Source organism: Bacillus luti, assembly GCF_009739945.1.
Classification (GTDB): Bacteria; Bacillota; Bacilli; order Bacillales; family Bacillaceae_G; genus Bacillus_A; species Bacillus_A luti.
Genome location: NZ_CP040336.1, coordinates 3,762,366 through 3,780,362, shown reverse-complemented (window position 1 = coordinate 3,780,362; position 17,997 = coordinate 3,762,366). Strand labels below are relative to the sequence as shown.

At 34.9% G+C, this 17,997-nt stretch carries 21 protein-coding genes and 1 pseudogene; 14 read left to right on the top strand and 8 right to left on the bottom strand.

Annotation, left to right across the window (positions count from 1 at the left end):
• Positions 1–160 precede the first annotated feature (160 nt).
• The 10 genes and pseudogenes from nrdI to EUC40_RS19135 all read left to right on the top strand — a co-directional run bounded on the left by nrdI (position 161) and on the right by EUC40_RS19135 (position 9,063).
• Complete coding sequence (gene nrdI, locus EUC40_RS19180) at positions 161–520, top strand: class Ib ribonucleoside-diphosphate reductase assembly flavoprotein NrdI (RefSeq protein WP_000959449.1); 360 nt, start codon at positions 161–163, stop codon at positions 518–520.
• A pseudogene (locus tag EUC40_RS19175) lies at positions 507–1,634 on the top strand (ribonucleotide reductase N-terminal alpha domain-containing protein); the annotation flags it as partial. The gene nrdI and the pseudogene EUC40_RS19175, both read left to right, overlap by 14 nt.
• A gap of 436 nt (positions 1,635–2,070) precedes the next feature.
• Positions 2,071–2,967, top strand: a complete 897-nt coding sequence (locus tag EUC40_RS19170; RefSeq protein WP_341874035.1) for a ribonucleotide reductase large subunit — start codon at positions 2,071–2,073, stop codon at positions 2,965–2,967.
• Between the two features lie 93 nt (positions 2,968–3,060).
• Positions 3,061–4,029, top strand: coding sequence for a class 1b ribonucleoside-diphosphate reductase subunit beta (nrdF, locus tag EUC40_RS19165; RefSeq protein WP_071709883.1), 969 nt, complete (start codon positions 3,061–3,063; stop codon positions 4,027–4,029).
• Positions 4,030–4,245: 216 nt separating this feature from the next.
• Positions 4,246–4,626, top strand: coding sequence for a GntR family transcriptional regulator (locus EUC40_RS19160; protein ID WP_000687510.1), 381 nt, complete (start codon positions 4,246–4,248; stop codon positions 4,624–4,626).
• Positions 4,623–5,321: an ABC transporter ATP-binding protein gene (locus EUC40_RS19155; protein ID WP_071709882.1), complete on the top strand. Its 699-nt coding sequence runs from the start codon at positions 4,623–4,625 to the stop codon at positions 5,319–5,321. The genes EUC40_RS19160 and EUC40_RS19155 overlap by 4 nt, the downstream gene beginning before the upstream one ends.
• Positions 5,318–6,100 (top strand): ABC transporter permease, encoded by a 783-nt coding sequence (locus EUC40_RS19150; protein WP_156576289.1) that lies wholly within the window; start codon positions 5,318–5,320, stop codon positions 6,098–6,100. The genes EUC40_RS19155 and EUC40_RS19150 overlap by 4 nt, the downstream gene beginning before the upstream one ends.
• Positions 6,101–6,114: 14 nt before the next feature.
• Entirely contained in the window at positions 6,115–7,017 is a 903-nt protein-coding gene (locus EUC40_RS19145; RefSeq protein ID WP_071709880.1) for an ABC transporter ATP-binding protein, read from the top strand.
• Positions 7,017–7,793 carry an ABC transporter permease gene (locus EUC40_RS19140; protein WP_156576288.1) on the top strand — a complete coding sequence of 259 codons (777 nt, stop codon included), beginning with the start codon at positions 7,017–7,019 and terminating at the stop codon, positions 7,791–7,793. The genes EUC40_RS19145 and EUC40_RS19140 overlap by 1 nt, the downstream gene beginning before the upstream one ends.
• Before the next feature lie 256 nt (positions 7,794–8,049).
• Positions 8,050–9,063 (top strand): CPBP family intramembrane glutamic endopeptidase, encoded by a 1,014-nt coding sequence (locus tag EUC40_RS19135; protein WP_156576287.1) that lies wholly within the window; start codon positions 8,050–8,052, stop codon positions 9,061–9,063.
• A 39-nt stretch (positions 9,064–9,102) separates the two neighbouring features.
• On the opposite strand, the gene EUC40_RS19130 is transcribed toward EUC40_RS19135, so the two are convergent.
• Together EUC40_RS19130 and EUC40_RS19125 are read right to left on the bottom strand one after the other, a co-directional pair.
• A complete protein-coding gene (locus EUC40_RS19130) occupies positions 9,103–9,285 on the bottom strand; it encodes a DUF3913 family protein (protein ID WP_000707110.1) in 183 nt (60 codons plus the stop codon).
• A 100-nt stretch (positions 9,286–9,385) separates the two neighbouring features.
• On the bottom strand, positions 9,386–9,838 hold the full coding sequence (locus EUC40_RS19125; RefSeq protein WP_001175488.1) for an Lrp/AsnC family transcriptional regulator: 453 nt from the start codon (positions 9,836–9,838) through the stop codon (positions 9,386–9,388).
• A gap of 123 nt (positions 9,839–9,961) precedes the next feature.
• Here EUC40_RS19125 and EUC40_RS19120 point away from each other — a divergent pair, with 123 nt between their 5' ends.
• The 3 genes from EUC40_RS19120 (at position 9,962) to EUC40_RS19110 (ending at position 11,426) form a co-directional block, all read left to right on the top strand.
• Positions 9,962–10,375, top strand: coding sequence for a carboxymuconolactone decarboxylase family protein (locus EUC40_RS19120; RefSeq protein ID WP_116758454.1), 414 nt, complete (start codon positions 9,962–9,964; stop codon positions 10,373–10,375).
• Between the two features lie 10 nt (positions 10,376–10,385).
• The gene (locus EUC40_RS19115) at positions 10,386–10,940 is read left to right on the top strand and encodes a cysteine hydrolase family protein (RefSeq protein WP_156576286.1); all 555 of its coding nucleotides are present in this window, start codon (positions 10,386–10,388) and stop codon (positions 10,938–10,940) included.
• An 87-nt stretch (positions 10,941–11,027) separates the two neighbouring features.
• Positions 11,028–11,426: an SseB family protein gene (locus EUC40_RS19110; protein WP_156576285.1), complete on the top strand. Its 399-nt coding sequence runs from the start codon at positions 11,028–11,030 to the stop codon at positions 11,424–11,426.
• A gap of 27 nt (positions 11,427–11,453) precedes the next feature.
• On the opposite strand, the gene EUC40_RS19105 is transcribed toward EUC40_RS19110, so the two are convergent.
• The gene (locus EUC40_RS19105) at positions 11,454–12,374 is read right to left on the bottom strand and encodes a S66 peptidase family protein (protein ID WP_156576284.1); all 921 of its coding nucleotides are present in this window, start codon (positions 12,372–12,374) and stop codon (positions 11,454–11,456) included.
• A gap of 115 nt (positions 12,375–12,489) precedes the next feature.
• On the opposite strand from EUC40_RS19105, the gene EUC40_RS19100 reads away from it, so the two are divergent.
• Positions 12,490–13,584 carry an NAD(P)H-dependent flavin oxidoreductase gene (locus tag EUC40_RS19100; RefSeq protein WP_156576283.1) on the top strand — a complete coding sequence of 365 codons (1,095 nt, stop codon included), beginning with the start codon at positions 12,490–12,492 and terminating at the stop codon, positions 13,582–13,584.
• Between the two features lie 17 nt (positions 13,585–13,601).
• Here EUC40_RS19100 and dltD read toward each other — a convergent pair whose 3' ends face one another.
• The 5 genes from dltD to EUC40_RS19075 all read right to left on the bottom strand — a co-directional run bounded on the left by dltD (position 13,602) and on the right by EUC40_RS19075 (position 17,918).
• Entirely contained in the window at positions 13,602–14,777 is a 1,176-nt protein-coding gene (gene dltD, locus EUC40_RS19095; RefSeq protein WP_156576282.1) for a D-alanyl-lipoteichoic acid biosynthesis protein DltD, read from the bottom strand.
• A complete protein-coding gene (dltC, locus tag EUC40_RS19090; protein WP_000807310.1) occupies positions 14,774–15,013 on the bottom strand; it encodes a D-alanine--poly(phosphoribitol) ligase subunit DltC in 240 nt (79 codons plus the stop codon). Before dltC ends, dltD begins: the two co-directional genes overlap by 4 nt.
• Positions 15,014–15,081: 68 nt before the next feature.
• A complete protein-coding gene (dltB, locus tag EUC40_RS19085) occupies positions 15,082–16,248 on the bottom strand; it encodes a D-alanyl-lipoteichoic acid biosynthesis protein DltB (protein WP_156576281.1) in 1,167 nt (388 codons plus the stop codon).
• Entirely contained in the window at positions 16,245–17,759 is a 1,515-nt protein-coding gene (gene dltA, locus EUC40_RS19080; protein ID WP_156576280.1) for a D-alanine--poly(phosphoribitol) ligase subunit DltA, read from the bottom strand. Before dltA ends, dltB begins: the two co-directional genes overlap by 4 nt.
• A gap of 12 nt (positions 17,760–17,771) precedes the next feature.
• Entirely contained in the window at positions 17,772–17,918 is a 147-nt protein-coding gene (locus EUC40_RS19075; protein WP_000440293.1) for a teichoic acid D-Ala incorporation-associated protein DltX, read from the bottom strand.
• Between the last annotated feature and the right edge of the window lie 79 nt (positions 17,919–17,997).

Sequence of the window (17,997 nt, the reverse complement as noted above, 5' to 3'; positions counted from 1 at the left end):
ATTGTATTGAAAAAAATCGACTGTCGTGTCGAAAAGTAAAAGTTAAAAAAAGAAAGAATTTATACATATATCTTGTGTCTTATTTTGAAACGTAATACAATATATAGAGAAATCAAGAAACAACATACAGAGAGTATAGATTGGAGAGGGAGGGTCGGAAATGTTAGTTGCATATGATTCTATGACAGGAAACGTGAAGCGTTTCATTCACAAATTAAATATGCCGGCCGTTCAAATTGGTGAAGATCTAGTAATAGATGAAGACTTTATTTTAATTACGTATACAACAGGTTTTGGCAATGTACCAGAACGTGTTTTAGAATTTTTAGAGCGCAATAATGACAAATTAAAAGGCGTATCTGCAAGCGGCAATCGTAACTGGGGAGACATGTTCGGTGCAAGTGCTGACAAAATTTCTGCTAAATATGAAGTGCCTATTGTATCAAAATTTGAGTTATCAGGAACAAATAACGATGTAGAATATTTTAAGGAAAGGGTGCGGGAGATTGCGACACATTGAACTGAATAATGAAATCACGCAAATGCAGGACGGTTTTTATCAGCTTCATAAAGATAAAGAGGCATTAGAAGTCTTTATGGAAGAAGCTAGAGAGAATACCGTTCCTTTTAATAGCGTGGCAGAGCGAATGGAGTATATGAAAGAACATGATTACTATTACAACGTTCTGGACGAGTATAGCTTGGAGGAAGTAGAAGAGGTATATAACATCGCTTATGGTGAAAACTTCGAGTTCCAATCTTATATGGCAGCATCTAAGTTCTACAAAGATTATGCGCTAAAAACAAATGATCAAAAACAATACTTAGAAAGCTATGAAGATCGTGTAGCAATTGTTTCATTATACTTAGGACGCGGTGATGTTGCGAAAGCAAAACAATTCGCAAGCATGATTGTAAAACAAAACTACCAACCAGCGACACCAACCTTTTTAAATGCGGGAAGAAGCAGAAGAGGAGAAATGGTGTCTTGTTTCTTGTTAGAGATGGACGATAGCTTAAATTCAATCGGCTTTAACATTAATACTGCAATGCAATTATCGAAAATCGGCGGGGGAGTAGCTTTAAACTTATCTAAGCTACGCGCACGTGGTGAGCAAATTAAAGGTATCGACAACGCTGCAAGTGGTGTAGTACCTGTTATGAAATTACTTGAAGATTCGTTTTCATATGCGAATCAGCTTGGCCAACGAAAAGGTGCCGGCGCAGTATACTTAAACATTTTCCATTGGGATATTATTGAATTCCTTGATACCAAAAAAATAAATGCCGATGAGAAGAGCCGTATTCAGTCTCTATCAATCGGAATTATCGTTCCAAGTAAGTTCTTCGAGCTTGCTGAGAAAAACGAACCTTTCCATGTTTTCGCGCCTTATACGGTGTATAAAGAATACGGAAAGCATTTAGATGATATTGATATCGATGAAATGTACGATGAATTAATGAGCAATCCGAAAGTGAAGAAGAAGCCACTAGATATTAGTGCACGTGATATGCTTATTAAAATTGCTATGATTCAGCTTGAGTCTGGTTACCCATACTTAATGTTTAAATCAAATGCAAATAACCAACATCCACTGAAGGATATTGGAACTGTGAAGATGTCGAACTTGTGTTAAATATGTAGCACCTTCTAGTAGAAATGCTAGTCGAAAACTCCGTTAAACGGGGAAAGCCTCAAATTTGAGGTAACCTACCGTGCTAAATCTTATCTTAGAATGAAAATATAAAAGTTCAGAATGTATCTTATTATTTTGTATAGCAGAGTTATCGGACAACATAAAGTAATAAGAGACTTTCTGAAAGCTTAAGATAAGTAAAAGCCTAACGACTATCCCTTATGGGAGTAGAGCGCAAGCGATTGGCGTTCGAAAAGCGGAGCACCTAATCAGGTAATGCTGTAGGTGATGATATAGTCTGTCCTGTATGGTGACATACAGCAGTTGCATGAGCAACGGACTGAGGAATAGCGAACTCGGTTGAACATTCGAGACAGAAATCTTCCAGCTACAAGAAACTTCTGAAATAAATGATTACGGTACAGAGGACATTATCCGTCGTGATATTAACTGTAACTTAGGATCGTTAAATATCGTAAATGTAATGGAAAATAAAGAAATTCGTGAAGCAGTTCATGCAGGAATGGAAGCTTTAACAGCTGTTTCTGATATGACGATCATTCCGAATGCACCAACTGTGAAAAAAGCAAATGATGAGCTTCATTCAGTTGGACTTGGCGCAATGAACTTACACGGATATTTATCAAAAAACAAAATCGCTTATGAAAGTGCAGAAGCGAAAGAGTTCGCTCGTACATTCTTTATGATGTTAAATTACTACTCTATTGAGAAAAGTATGGAAATTGCTAAAGAAAAAGGCGAGACATTTAAAGACTTCGATAAGTCTGATTATGCGAAAGGCACATACTTTGAAAAATATGAAACGACAGATTATAGCCCAGTAACTGAAAAAGTTCAGCAATTATTTGAAGGAATTCATATTCCGACAAAAGAAGATTGGACAAGTTTAAAAGAGCAAGTGCAGAAGAATGGTTTATACAACTCATACCGTCTTGCCATTGCTCCTACACAATCAATCAGTTACGTTCAAAATGCAACTTCAAGCGTAATGCCGATCGTAAGTCAAATCGAATCAAGAACGTATGCGAATGCGACAACATATTATCCAATGCCGTATTTATCAAAAGATACGTTCTGGTACTATAAATCTTCTTACGATATGAATCAGTTTAAACTAATTGATTTAATCGCAGAAATTCAAGAGCATATTGACCAAGGAATTAGTACAATTCTTTACGTTAATAGTGATATTTCAACACGTGAATTAGCACGTTACTACATCTATGCACATAAAAAAGGCTTAAAGAGTCTGTATTATACGAGAACACGTAAATTAAGCGTGGAAGAGTGCGTGGCTTGTACCGTTTAATATAAAAAGTGAGACATGATGAGCAGGGTTTTCTGAACCCTGCTCATGCTTAGTTATCAATTTTTCATGTTTATTTAGAGAAGGGGCGATTGAATGCGTGCGGTAAACTGGAACAAAAAAGAAGATGATTTTAGTTTAATGTTTTGGAAGCAAAACATCGCTCAGTTTTGGACAGAAGAAGAAATTGCGGTTTCGTCTGACAAAAATACTTGGGCACAATTATCAAAAGAAGAGCAGGTTGCTTATAAGCGCGTATTAGGTGGTTTAACACTTTTAGATACGAAACAAGGTGGCGAAGGGATGCCACTTGTACTTGTTCATCTTGAAAATTTACAAGCGAAAAGTGTATTAGCTTTCATGGGAGCTATGGAAGAAGTACATGCGAAGAGTTACAGTCATATCTTCACAACATTAGCTACAGAAGAAGAAATTGATGATATTTTTGAATGGGTAGACAACCATCCATTACTTGAGAAAAAGGCTGGTATTGTTACTAGTTATTATCGTCGTTTATTAAAGCCTGAAGTAACGAAAAAAGAGTTATACATGGCGATGGTAGCAAGTGTATTCTTAGAAAGTTACTTATTCTATAGTGGATTCTTCTATCCACTTTACTTAGCTGGCCAAGGTAAATTGACGGCAAGTGGTGAGATTATTAACTTAATAATTCGTGATGAGTCAATTCACGGCGTATTCGTCGGTATTTTAGCACAACAAATCTTCGCAGAACTATCTGCAGAAGATCAACAAGAAGTGCAAAAAGAAACGCAAGAATTATTAATGGAACTATATGAAATTGAAATGGCATATACAGAAGAAATTTACACTTCTATCGGTCTTGTAGAGGATGTAAATCGTTTCGTTCGTTACAATGCGAATAAAGGACTTATGAACTTAGGGCTTGAGCCGAAGTTTGAAGAAGAAGAAATTAACCCAATCGTTTTAAATGGTTTACGTACAGATACGAAAAACCATGATTTCTTCTCTGTAAAAGGAAATGGTTACGTAAAAGCAACGAACGTTGAAAAGTTATCTGACGATGACTTCATGTTTAATTTTTAATATACGATCATAAAGAAAAGCTGTCTTATCAATGAATAAGACAGCTTTTCTTTATGAATTTGTTTACATAACACTATTATTTTTATATAGTGATTTCTATTTAAAGAGTTCTATCTCAGTAACGGATAGAACTTTTTTGTAATTAAATGGGTATTTACAAACATTTTGTATCAGTGTATTATTTAACTAGTACACTGATACAAAAGGAGGGAAGAAATGAAAATAGAGTTTTCTCCAAATACACCAATTTACATTCAGGTAATGGAATACATAAAAAAAGAAATCGTAACGGGTCATTTATTACCTGGCGATAAAATTCCCTCTGTACGTGAATTAGCGAGCGAATTACAAGTAAATCCAAATACGATACAGCGCACATTTCAAGAGCTAGAACGGGATGGAGTTGTTGTAACGCGTAGAGGAATGGGACGATATGTAACGAATGAAGGGGAGAAAATTATGGAGCTGCGAAAAGATATGGCGAAAGAATTACTTCATTCTTTTATAGATGGAATGGACAATTTAGGCTTTTCAGAAGACGAAATCCTTTCAATACTTCGTTCTTCATTACATGAGAAGAAGGAGGAAAGCGAATGACAGAGCTATTAAAAATAGAAAACTTATGGAAGAGATACGGATTAAAAGCAGTGATACGTGAATTAGATATAGAAATTACAGAAGGAAAAATCGTAGGGCTTGTTGGAGATAACGGGAGCGGGAAAACGACGTTATTGAAAATGATTGCCGGTCTGCAGCATCCATCGGAAGGCAGTATTACAGTAGCTGGTGAAAAGGTAGGATTAAAGACGAAAGAAATCGTTTCGTTTATGTCTGATAAGCCAGTATTTGATGAATGGATGACTGTAAAAGATTCTTTATTTTTCTATCGTGATTTTTATAAGGACTTTGATATTCAAAGAGCGGTAGATACGATAGTGGAATTTAAAATACCACTAGAAGAGAGAATTACAGCATTATCAAAAGGTATGGTTGAAAAGCTTCAAATCATTTTAACTTTTTCTCGAAAAGCGAAGTTATACGTACTAGATGAGCCGCTTGGCGGGATTGATCTCGTTTCTAGAGAACATGTATTAAAGTTAATATTACAGTTTTATAGAGAAGATTGTACCATGTTAATTTCAACCCATCTAATAAATGAAATTGAAAATATTTTTGATGAAGTGATCTTTTTAAAAGATGGAGAAATTGTACTATATGAGAATGTAGAAGACCTCCGTTTTCAGAGAGGAAAAGCAGTTCATGAATTGTTTAAGGAGGTGTTTAGTAAGTGAACTCGTTACTTTCTTATTTATGGAATGTGAATAGGAAAAAATATATTGTTACTTTTTTAATTTTTGTGTTAGTTGAAGCGATTTTATTTTCACAAATGATTGTAAAAAAGAGTGAGACAGCTGTTGTGAAACAAGAAGCGATATTCGGATTTATTATTATTATTTTCATGTTTTATGTGTTGTATATGTTTTTACAAACGATGAAGTCGTGTTCACGTTTACTAACAAATCCATTGTTACGGGTTACAGCGATATCTGGGAAACAGTATGTTTTTTCTATCCTTATCTACTTTTTTATTGTAATGGCTATATGGTATGGCATATGTGGAATTCTTTTCTATGTAGGTTATGTATTAGCATTTCCTACGACGTATGTATATATAGATGCACAAGAGATTATGCAAGCAGGTATAGTAAAGAATTTAATATATACAATGAGTGATTTGTTTGAGTTTTTATTTGCGGTGTTACAAATTTTCTTAGTAGTTACTCTCGTTAAATTGCTTACTAAGAAGAAAAAGATACAAAAAATATTGATTGTCATTATTTCTTTAATCGTAAGTATAGCGATTACTTTAGTGACAACATTGCTAGGAAAATTAGCTCCAGCTTTCCAAGGATTACGAAGAGTAGAATATCGTAGTGAAGGCAAAGGGCTGTTTATTGATATGTTTCAAGAAAATGGATTAAACATTTTTAATATAAGTTTTATGGTAATTGTTAGTGCTCTAATAGTATATGTAATTGCTTATATTATCGATAAAAAAATAGAAGTTTAAAGGAGAAATTACCATTGGGAAACGTAGTAGTAAAATTAGAAAATGTTCGGAAAAAGATTGGTAGAACAGAAATTATTCGTGGTTTATCATTTGAGGTTCGTGAGGGAGAAGTGTACGGTTTCCTTGGACCGAACGGTAGTGGTAAGACGACGACAATCCGTATGATGACAGGTCTTATTTCGATGACAGAGGGCGATATTACAATTTGCGGTCATAGCATTCGCACAGAGCGTGAAAAAGCGCTAGAGCAAATTGGAGCGATTGTAGAAAATCCGGAACTATATGATTATATGACAGGAATGCAAAACTTAAAGCATTTTGCGAACATGGCTGTTACGCCAATTAGTAAAGAGCGCATTGCTGAAATTGTAAAGCTTGTTGAATTAGAGCATGCGATTCATAAAAAAGTGAAAACATATTCACTTGGTATGAAACAACGTTTAGGAATCGCGCAGGCATTGCTTCATCAGCCGAAAATCTTAATTTTAGATGAGCCAACAAATGGATTAGATCCAGCTGGTATACGCCAAATTCGTGATTATTTACAACGTTTAGCGAAAGAAGAGAATATTGCCGTAATCGTATCAAGTCACTTATTAAGTGAAATTGAACTCATGTGTGATCGTGTCGTTATTATTAAGCAAGGTGAGTTTGTACAAGAGTACAACTTACACGAACAAGTGAAACATGATGAGACAGTAGTTGTAGCGTTTGAAGTAGATCAAGTACAGAAAGCAAATGAAATTATTAAAGGCAAGGCGCAAGGAAATATCATTGTAGTATCTGCAATGAAAGAAGAAATTCCGCAGCTTGTAAAAAGGCTTGTGAATGACGATGTGCTAGTATACGGAGTTACTGTTCAAAATAAAACGTTAGAGGATGAGTTCTTAGCGATTACAGGGGGAGTGAAAGCGTAATGTTTAAATTAATTCAAAATGAATTTTTAAAATTGCATGCGAAAAAAGGTATGTATATTTTAATCGGTGTCATTGCTACACTCGAAATTTTAGGGAATTTAGCAATGTTGAAGTGGGGAAAAGGAGATGAATTTCAGGGATCTTATTTAGATTATGCAAACTCAGAGCTTGGTCTAATTGTTTTATTTTCAACGATTTTTGGGATTACACTTGCTTCTCGTACTCTGACTGATGAATTTCAAAAAGGAACGATTAAACAACTATTAATTCGTCCGAGAAAACGAATTACAGTCTTATTTTCTAAATATATTACTGTGTTATTAGCAATGTTATTTATCGTATTAGCTGGTATGCTAATTGCAATGATTATTGGCGGAATTGTAATGGATGGTAGTAAAACAGAATTAACGTTAGCAATCGTAGTGAAATCTGCTTTATATCAATTACTTTCACCGTTCTTCTTTGCAACGCTTGCATTTTTCTTAGCAAACGTATTTAGAAAATCTGTATTACCATTAATTATTACGATGTTCCTCTTCTTCTTACAAGGAGCAATTAATATGGTATTAATAATGTTTGCAAAAGGTGTAGCGAAGTTTGTAGTATTCTTCCATTTGGATTTAAGAGCGTACGACAGTAATAAATTAGTAAGTGGCGGAATGGAACCCACATTCACAGACTTCACACTTACAACTTCATTATTACTTGTAGCTGCATATTTTGTTGTATTACTTGTAGCATCAAGTGCATTATTCCAAAAACGTGACGTATTATAATAAAAGAAATCCCCGCTTGTAAAAACGGGGATTTTTATTACATAACTTTCTAGTAGATTTCAGATGAAAGAAAAGTGATATGGTATTTTAAATAAAAAGATTGCTAGTTATGTTGTTAGAAAGTATTTGAGAAAAATAGGAAGAATTTCAACTATATTCATATTATAATTAAGTTATCCTGTCATTCTTAGGCGAGGAGTTTCCTATAAAACGATGAGTGAAGTTTTACTTTTACTATCTTTGGAGGTGTTCAACATTGCAATATGCATTTTCACGTATAAGGCTACGTAGTTTTTTTGGATGGATGATTATAGGTTTGCTCCTTACGATAATTCCATTAGAGCTATCAAATGTTTCTGAGAATACGTTTGAGGTTATTTCACAAATAACTCTGTTTTTTGTATTTCCATTATTTTGGTTGTATGTAAAAACAAATAAAAATAATGTTGTATTTAACAGTTTTTTTGATAAGCCAGGACGTTTACCGTGGGGACTCATTGTATTAGCAATGATAATGGGAATGATTTTTTCAGTCGGTATATCTCATATTCAATTTTACATATTAGCGCATACGTTACCTAATTTCTTAGTTACTATGTTAGAAGGCGGAAATGTCATCGATACGAGTAACATATATATGACGATATTTACTTTCATTTCAGCATGTGTATTAGCACCTATTATGGAAGAAGTTATTTTTAGAGGCTTCTTTTTACAGCGAATGGCTTATAAATGGGGTATTAAACGAGCTGTTATTGTATCTTCGCTTATTTTTGGTTTCGGGCATTTCGATGTGATTGGTGCTTTCATGTTTGGTATTATTATGTGCCTTTTATACATAAAGACGAAAAATATATGGACGAATATTGCGGTGCATGCTTTAAATAATTTGATTGCAACAAGTATGCAATTTGTAGGTGGAGAGGGAAGTGATGCAATTTCAATTCCTGAATTGCAGGCACAAAGTAATTTATGGATCGGCATAGGTCTTACCATTGTCGGATTACTGTGGTTAATTCCTTACATATGGAAACAATGGCGTACAGTAAAAGAAGTTGGTGTGCCACCGATGCGCTTTATAAATGAAGAAAAAGTAGTGAATGTATCACAAGAGAATGAAGTGTATAGTCAAGTCATTGTAACAGATAGATTGATGGCTGTAGAGCTACCGGATGAGGCTGTAAATAAGCTTCGTTTAGAAGAAAAGGATTATGTAACAATATCTGTAGAAGAAGATACAATTGTTATAAAGAAAGCGCATAATCGATAATTAAAAAACATCTCTCCTCTATAAAAGGAGAGATGTTTTTTAATTCGTAATAATTTCTACACGAAAATTATTACCGTTCTTTACATATTTAATATCTGTAACAGTGCGGACTGTTTTTAAAAGCTCCACTTTTTCACCAATTCGAGGGATGGTCGGAACATTGTCCCAAATACCAAGCAAGTCGTCTAATTGTGCCGTTTTTTCATAAAACCAGATTTTCAATGTAAAGCCCCTTTCTCGAACTTTATGTATTTTAATACATAATATATTATTTTTATTCTTATTGTAAGGGGTTTTTTATCTTTTTTTGAATAAAAATTAATTAATTTTCTGGGAATATATGTTCAATGTCCGGAGTAAGAGATACTTCTGATAATACGATATGAGAAACTGTCGTTGCATATGAAGAAACATCATTGATAAATTCTTCAAGTTCAACGAGTGAAGGGACAGAAATTTTTACGATGTAGCATAAGCTTCCTGTTACTCGGTAACAAAAACTTGCAGATGGATAAGACTGAATAAATTGTTGCATACGTGTTGTGTCACCATTTTTTAAAGTGATTTCTAAAATACAATCTAAGACAAGTCCTGCTTTTTTATAATCAATGTCGATTGTGTATTTTTGAATAACTCCTTCATTTTCGAGTTTACGAACACGTTCTGCAGTAGATGGAGCGGATAAATTTACTCGTTTGGCCAATTCGCGCATCGAAAGGCGACTATCATTATATAATTCATTTAAAATTTTACGATCAACACGATCTAATTGCATTTGTAAATATACCTCCAGTAAAATGATAATTTTTGTAAAGGAAAAATATAAATTAAGATTCATATGAAATGTAAAGAGAACTTTATTTATTTTACAATAAAATAGAAGAAAATAGGAGGGGAAATGATGGAGAGAATTTCATTATCGAATGTAGGAGATACAAAGTTTCAAAAATTACTAGGGCATAATCGGGATATATTACATTCGTGGAGTACGTTAGAAAATACACTGTATAATAAAGGAACTCTTTCGGCAGAGTTGAAAGAACAAGTAAGAAGAACATTAGCATACGGGAATGAATGTCCGTACTGCATGGCAAAGGGAAGACCAGATGATATGCAAAAGGTAGAAGAAATGAGTGTGGCTGTTACTTTTGCGCATACATTTGTCCATGATAAAAAGGCGATAGATGATAATATGTTTTGTACATTAAAACAATATTGGACGGAAAAAGAAATTGTAGAGCTTTGTGCTTATATTTGCTTTATTACTGCCTCGCAGCAACTTGGTTTTCTGTTTCAATTACAGCCTAATTAAGGAGAGAATGATGACAAATCAAACAGCACTGATCATAATTGATGTACAAAAGGCGTTTCAATTACCATACTGGGGCGAGAGAAATAATCTTTTTGCCGAAGAAAATATGAAAAGTTTATTAGAAGAATGGAGAAAGAGGAAGCAACCAGTTTTTCATATTCAACATGTAAATAAAGAAAATGTTCAGTCGATGTTTTATGAAGGAGCGGAAACGGTAAACTTTAAAGAAGAGGTACAACCATTGCCAAATGAAATAATTATCAGGAAATCCGTTAATAGCGCGTTCATTGGGACAAATTTAGAAGAACAATTAAGAGAGAAAAAATGCAATGCAGTAGTAATTGTAGGATTAACGACAAATCATTGTGTGGAGACTACGACACGAATGGCAGGAAATTTAGGATTTACAACATATTTAGTGAGTGATGCGACGGCTACTTTTAACCGTAAAGGTCCAGGTGGTAAAGAGTATAGTGCAGAAGACATTCACAATATGACTCTTGTAAATTTACATGAAGAGTTTGCTGCGATTATGATGACAAAAGAAATATTAAAATTATTTTAAGAAAATAATTGCGGAATTATGTAGAAAAAAATAAGAATATTTCGTATAATCTAAGTATAATCATTTTGAAAATAGGGGTGGCATCATATGAAGCAAATTCCAGTAAAGAAAATAGAAGAAGTACTTGTTGTAGCGGGGGAAAATAAACAAAAGCAAAAAGAATTTTATGAATTGCTCCTATCAACGGAGTTTTATGTTGCCGGTTCACTAGAAGCAGAGGACGGGGCAACAGAAGGAACACTTCGTTTGCGTCATTTCCAAGGAGAGGATAGATGGATCGTGCCGTTCTTTACACAATTGGAATTTGTAAAAAACGTGTTGCCAGAAGGTACGCCCCTTGTTACGATACGTGGAAAAGAATTATTTGGTAGCATCGAGAAAGATGCAACAGCTGTATTAAATGTTGGTACGGATATAAGTAAAACATTTATTCCAGAAGAAATTGCGGACATCGCATCTGGACGAATTTTTAATTACTATAACTAAAAGGAAAAGCTATTAAGCTTTTCCTTTTTAATTTGAACATGGAGTGGCTACGCCGGAAGAAATGGAGAGTGTTTTATTATTTGTATCTATTGTCGCTGTAGCCCCAAGAGGAATACCGATGTTGGGACTTATATGCCCGATCGGTAAACCGAATAGTACAGGTATATGATATGGCTCGAAGTATTCATATAATATTGTTTGCAATGACTGAGATGGTTTAGAAGGAGTACAGTCATGACAACTTGTAAAAATAACACCGCTGCACTCATTAAACTGTCCAGATAAAAGTAGTTGATTTAACATACGGTCAATGCGATACGGTTCCTCTCCAATATCTTCAAGCAATAAAAGTTTATTGGCTGTATTTGTTTCATAGGGAGAACCAATTATACTCGTTAACACAGTTAAATTTCCTCCCACTAATGTGCCTGTAACTGTACAGGGAGAGGTAGGTACGATACATTCTGATGCAGATAAGATAGACGAATAAGGATGAAATAGTTGATTGAAAGAAGATAAAGAGAGAGAATCTATACCTTTTCCTAATTCTTCAACCATTGGACCATGAAAAGTAACGAGCTTTGCATAACGTGAAAAAGCTGTATGTAAAGCTGTAATATCACTATATCCCCAAAAAATTTTTGGATTTTGCCTAATGATTTCATATTGAATGTGAGGGAGGAGACGGGCACTTCCATAACCACCTCGTGCACAGAAAATTGCCTTTACTTCATTGTTTGTAAAGGCTTCATGTATATCATCAAGACGAATTTGGTCACTTCCGGCTAAATATCCATACTTCTCATAAACACTCTTCCCAATTATTACGGATAACCCCATCTCTTGTAATATATGTACCCCTTTTAATACATTCTCAATTGTTGGTGGGCCAGACGGGGCAATAATCATTACTGTATCACCTTGTTTTAATGCATTTGGATAAATCATTATTCTCAGCCTCCTTCTCTTTCAATATATTCGCTTGAGAGGAAGTTCAACCCTTGTAAAAGAAGGGGAAAGCTTGTCAAATAAAGAAGATATAAGGGGGATAGGAGGGAAAATGATGTTTACCAGTCGAGTAATAGATATATTAAAAATTAAGTATCCCATCATTCAAGCAGGTATGGCAGGTGCGATTACGACGCCTGAACTTGTTGCAGCTGTAAGTAATAGCGGAGGATTAGGTACGCTTGGAGCTGGGTATATGAGCCCTGAACAAATGCGTGAAGCGATTTATAAAATAAGAGAACTAACAGATAAGCCTTTCGGTGTTAATTTACTGTTAACGAAAGAGATACAGATAGAAGAAAAGAAGGTAAACGAGGCAAAAGTATTACTTAGTGGAGTGAATAGAGAATTAGGTATAGAGGAAGAAAAGACTTTAAAGCTTCCAAAAAGCTATAAAGAACAATTACAAGTGTTATTAGAAGAAAAGGTACCAGTCGTTAGCTTTGCATTCCAAACATTAGAACAAGAAGAAATAGATGATTTAAAAAGAAGAGGAATAAAAGTCATCGGAACAGCTACTCATGTAGCAGAAGCGAAAGCACTTGCCGAGCTAGGAGTAGATATTATCGCTGGACAAGGTAGCGAAGCTGGAGGGCATAGAGGAACGTTTATTGGGAAAGAACAAGATGCTATGATTGGCACGTTTGCGTTAATCCCGCAACTAGTAGCTGCAGTCCCGCATATCCCGATTGTCGCAGCAGGTGGTGTAATGAACGGGCAAGGGCTTGTTGCTGCATTTACGTTAGGGGCAGAGGCTGTTCAAATGGGATCAGCCTTTTTAACGAGTAAAGAAAGCGTTACACATGATGTATATAAAGAGGCCGTCTTACAAAGCACGGATACGAGTACAACAGTAACCCGTGCGTTTTCTGGGAAATATGCACGGGGCATTCGTAATGAATTCATAGAAAGACATGAAAGAAAAGAAGATGTGCTTCCGATGTATCCAGTGCAAAACGTATTAACTTCTAAAATACGCCAAGAAGCAGCAAAACAAAATAAAGGTGAATACATGTCACTTTGGGCGGGACAAGCATCATCATTGGCACGAATAGAATCAGCTCAGCACGTAGTGGAGCGCGTCATGGAAGAAGCAGATAACGTAATGGAACAATTACAAAATGTATATAGAAAAAGACCACTTGAATAATTCAAGTGGTCTTTTCATTAGTTTGCTTTATAAAATTGTTGGATGGCTTCGTCAATGTAAACCCAGCCTTTCCAACCTAAGTGCATATGATCTTTTAAGAAGTATTTATCATACTCATGATTTGAGAAGTCGGCAATTGGATAACCAGCTTTCTCAATTTGCTCATGAACTTTCTTGTAGTACAATTCACGGCGTTCTTTCGGGAAGCCAGCATAATCGTACCAAGGACCTTTCACGGGAACAGAAATGAAGAGTGGTTTTGCACCAGATTGTTTTAATAAATCAAGTACCATTTGTAAATCTTCATATTCTGGCGATTGATCATAAGCATCATTTTTTAAGTAGCCTTCACGTTGCTTTAATTTCTTCTTGATTTTGCTATTGAAGTAGTCATCTTCGATACCATATTCGTTAGATCCTGATTCTACTGCACCAGTTTGATCTGCATGTTTACGAGCTTCATCCCAGTTCATTTGTTTTAATGAAGGGTCAAGCTTTTCTTTATGCGGTTTAATATTGAACATTGCTGTAAATAAGTCTTTACGATCTAAAATGTTACGATAAATATAAGCGAAAGGTTTAGCAGCAAGTGCTTTTACTTTATGCTTCGTATCATCATAAGCGATACCTTCAAGCGAAACTTTAAGTAAAGTTTCTTTCTTAACGATCTCAAAGTTTAATAAACGCTTTGCAATTTGTTTTTTCATTTCAGGCTTTAAGTCATCATTGAAAAGGAAATGATAGCCTTGTTGTTTTGAAAAGTTAGGTGCAAAGTGTGTTTCATCAATACCTTGTGGCACAAACCATTGCGGAGAAAGAACGAATACCATTTTCTTGTCTTTCAATTGATCCATTGTAGATGCAAAGTTTAATACGTGTACAAGGTCTTGTGTTCCGCCGCGTCCAAGAAGGAATGGTGTGAACCCTTCAGGCTTTACTTTGAAATAATTTGATGGATGGAAAGCATCCATACGTGCGAATTCCGATGAACCGTACATCGGAAGATATTTCGGATCTGCTAACATCTTTTGCTGTAAAATCATACTTTGAATCTTTTCTTCTTTCAAAGAAGTTGCAGCTTGTTCTACTTTTTCATCACTTAAAAGTGGAAGTAGGAAGCGCGTCGGAATAAGTAAGAATACAGCAAAAAGGGCCAATGCTAAAAGCATCGGACCAAATTTTGCTTTGTTCATCGGATTTCTTCCAACTTCTTAATAACCATGTTTGGTGTAGCCCACTCGTCACGGTCAAAATCAGAAATAGAAACTTCAATATCTAAACGCTCTTGGAATTCAACTAATAAAGATACTACAGCGAAAGAATCAAGAATACCTTCTTCAAATAATTGAACATCTAAGTTTTCTTTCACAATATCGTTTTCACATACTTCTTCTAAAATATCTAATACTTGCTCTTTGAATTCTGCCATTTTTAAAATCTCCTTTATATCCGAAATATATTATATGTGCAACTTCTTAATGAAATAAGAAGGGTGCATTAAAAGTATCTGTTAAGGTGTCCAGAGAAAATTAGGAAACCGAAACATACAACGTGGAACGTAATTACAATCGCAAGGACGTGCGTAAATTTATTATTTGGCCAAAACTTAAGCTTCTTGTTTTTTCGTTCGAAAATATCGAACAGGATGAACAATGCAGCGTGATAAAGACCATAAATAATGTATTGATACACATGCTCACCAGTAATATGCCATATTCCCATGATGAAGAAGTTTAAAAATGCACCGATATACGAAATTGTGTAACGGTTTTTAATTAACTTTTTCTTCGTTGCAAAAAAGACGAAACGCATGTAGATAAAATCACGGAACCAGAATGATAAACTCATGTGCCAGCGGTTCCAGAAGTCTTTAATATTACGACTAATGAACGGTTTATTAAAGTTTTCTGGCGTTTTAATACCCATCATATAACTTACACCGATTACAAATGAGCTATAACCAGCAAAGTCGAAGAATAAATATAAGCTATAGCTATACATGTAAATCATATTGGATAGGATTGTATCTTGCTGTGCAAATGCTGGATCCATAAAATATTGCTTTATTAAGTAAGCGATAATAAATTTATACAAGAAACCTTGGAAAATACGGTTTAATCCTGTATATAGTAAATTTTGATATTCTTCTGCGCTAGGTGGCTTTTGAATATCTTTTTGGAATCTGCGGTAACGATCGATAGGTCCGGTTGAGATAGCTGGGAAGAATAAAACAAATTCCCAAAAATTGAAGAAGGAAAGTTCTTTAATTAAGCCATCACGAACTTCAAATACCATTTGCACTGCTCTAAATGTTACATAAGACATTCCTAGAAATACAATAAACTTTAGTTCAGGGGCAAATGGTGCGATTTTTGCCAAAATAAGTGGCAAAATTGATAAAATAACAGCTATACAAAATGTGAATGTACTATTATTTTGTTTTCTTAAAATTAAATAGCCTTTAATAAGGGCATATTGCCAAATAATAAATGCGGCTAACATAATTGCTTGCTTCGGTTTATCAGAGAAGATAATAGCAAGCATGACTAATGTTAAAACGGCATTATATTTACGCAACATTTTACCTTTTAATCCAGCTATGATAGTAGGTATTAATAAAATGCCCACTATAGCGAAAAAATAAAATGATCCATATGCGGTCATGCTGTAACCTCACTCAATAATTTTTTGCGATCTACCTTTCCATTTGGTGTCATTGGAATAGAAGATTGATACATGAATTTACGTGGAATCATGTAGTTTGGTAAACGCTCATTGAGTTCTTTTTTGATTGCAGATGTTAATTTGAATTCTTTTTCAAACGAATGCTCTCCAGGAACAACAACCGCTAATAAATAATCGTATTTTTCACCTTTTTTAATAGGAACAATAACTGCCCCTTCTACGTAAGAACACGCACGAAGATGATGTTCGATTTCTTCTAATTCCATTCGATAACCATGAAGCTTAATTTGGAAATCAAGACGACCATTATAGAATAGAAGACCATTTTCTACATAGCCAGCATCGCCTGTTTTATAGGCACGCTCGCCGTCAATTATAGTAAATGCTTTTTCTGTTAATTCAGGGCTTCCTAAATACCCAACGCTTACGCTAGGACCAACAATTACGATTTCACCTTTTTCACCATCAGGTGCAATTGTACCATCTTCTTTCATAATAAGAAGGCGACAGTCTGATTTACAGTAGCCAACTGGAAGTGATTTATATTGATCTAGCACTTCTGTTGTAACGTGAATACCTGTTACAGCAACTGTAGCTTCTGTTGGACCGTACGTATTCATAATTGTTGCTTTAGGGAAACGCTCAATTAATTTTCTAGCTACTTCATTTGGTAACACTTCACCGCAGAATAAGAATGTTTTCATGTTTGGTAGCATACTCTCAGAGAAAGATGCTTCCATTAAACACATTTCAGCGAAAGATGGTGTTGAAGTCCATACTTGTATATCCGATTGCTCTAAAGAAGCAAACAAGTCTTTTGGACGTGCAATCATATCTTTATCGATTGCCCAAAGTGTACCACCTGTTACTAATGATGGGTAAATATCCATTACAGATAAATCGAATGAGAAAGGTGCTTGGTTTAAGAATACTTGCCCTGTTTGTAAGTTGAAATCTTCCACAGCCCATTTTGTAAAGCTAACAAGACAGTTATAAGTAATCTGAACCCCTTTCGGATTACCTGTGCTTCCTGATGTGTAAATAATGTAGAAATTCTCATCACCTTTTACCGCATGTTCAGGATTTGGAGTGTTCCCTTTATGAGTAAAGAAAATATCTTTTAAGTTGTTTTCACTTACAATGCGAACTGGTAAATCAGTTACAGTTACTTCAGTTGCCGATAAAAGTAATTTCGCACCAGAATTTTCAGCGATACGTTGTACACGATCAGCTGGGATAGATAAATCTACAGGAATATAAGCATGTCCAGCTTTTACACAACCTAAAAAGTTAATAATCATTTCAGGTTGCATATGGCCATACACCATAATTGGTGAACGATCATCTGGATACTCAGAAGAAATCCAATGTGCTAACGCATCAGAATCTTCCTTTAATTGTTTGTACGTAATTTTCGCATCTCGCCAAACAAAAGCGGTTTGATCAGGCGTTTCTGCAGCCCACTTTTCAATTTGTTCTAATAACTTCATAACGTTCCCACCCTAAAATTCGTTGTAAATAAATGTACTTGTGTTTGTATCATGGAATCCATACAACCAAAGTAATGCAAATAAAATTGCAAGGTAATAAACCGTCTTTGCAACCCATTGTGTGAGTGGTCGAGACCATATCTCTTTTAATCTTTCCATGTCTTTCCCTCTCTTAATGAAATAATAGCTCTTTGTAGGTATCATGTCCTACATTATTGTGAAAAAAACAAAATCCCAC

Bases quoted from the DNA above. Each gene is read 5' to 3' on its own strand.
- nrdI (WP_000959449.1), top strand. From the start codon at position 161: ATGTTAGTTGCATATGATTCTATGACAGGAAACGTGAAGCGTTTCATT.
- nrdF (WP_071709883.1), top strand. From the start codon at position 3,061: ATGCGTGCGGTAAACTGGAACAAAAAAGAAGATGATTTTAGTTTAATG.
- EUC40_RS19160 (WP_000687510.1), top strand. From the start codon at position 4,246: ATGAAAATAGAGTTTTCTCCAAATACACCAATTTACATTCAGGTAATG.
- EUC40_RS19155 (WP_071709882.1), top strand. From the start codon at position 4,623: ATGACAGAGCTATTAAAAATAGAAAACTTATGGAAGAGATACGGATTA.
- EUC40_RS19140 (WP_156576288.1), top strand. From the start codon at position 7,017: ATGTTTAAATTAATTCAAAATGAATTTTTAAAATTGCATGCGAAAAAA.
- EUC40_RS19125 (WP_001175488.1), bottom strand. From the start codon at position 9,838: ATGCAATTAGATCGTGTTGATCGTAAAATTTTAAATGAATTATATAAT.
- EUC40_RS19120 (WP_116758454.1), top strand. From the start codon at position 9,962: ATGATGGAGAGAATTTCATTATCGAATGTAGGAGATACAAAGTTTCAA.
- EUC40_RS19115 (WP_156576286.1), top strand. From the start codon at position 10,386: ATGACAAATCAAACAGCACTGATCATAATTGATGTACAAAAGGCGTTT.
- EUC40_RS19110 (WP_156576285.1), top strand. From the start codon at position 11,028: ATGAAGCAAATTCCAGTAAAGAAAATAGAAGAAGTACTTGTTGTAGCG.
- EUC40_RS19105 (WP_156576284.1), bottom strand. From the start codon at position 12,374: ATGATTTATCCAAATGCATTAAAACAAGGTGATACAGTAATGATTATT.
- EUC40_RS19100 (WP_156576283.1), top strand. From the start codon at position 12,490: ATGTTTACCAGTCGAGTAATAGATATATTAAAAATTAAGTATCCCATC.
- dltD (WP_156576282.1), bottom strand. From the start codon at position 14,777: ATGAACAAAGCAAAATTTGGTCCGATGCTTTTAGCATTGGCCCTTTTT.
- dltC (WP_000807310.1), bottom strand. From the start codon at position 15,013: ATGGCAGAATTCAAAGAGCAAGTATTAGATATTTTAGAAGAAGTATGT.
- dltB (WP_156576281.1), bottom strand. From the start codon at position 16,248: ATGACCGCATATGGATCATTTTATTTTTTCGCTATAGTGGGCATTTTA.
- dltA (WP_156576280.1), bottom strand. From the start codon at position 17,759: ATGAAGTTATTAGAACAAATTGAAAAGTGGGCTGCAGAAACGCCTGAT.
- EUC40_RS19075 (WP_000440293.1), bottom strand. From the start codon at position 17,918: ATGGAAAGATTAAAAGAGATATGGTCTCGACCACTCACACAATGGGTT.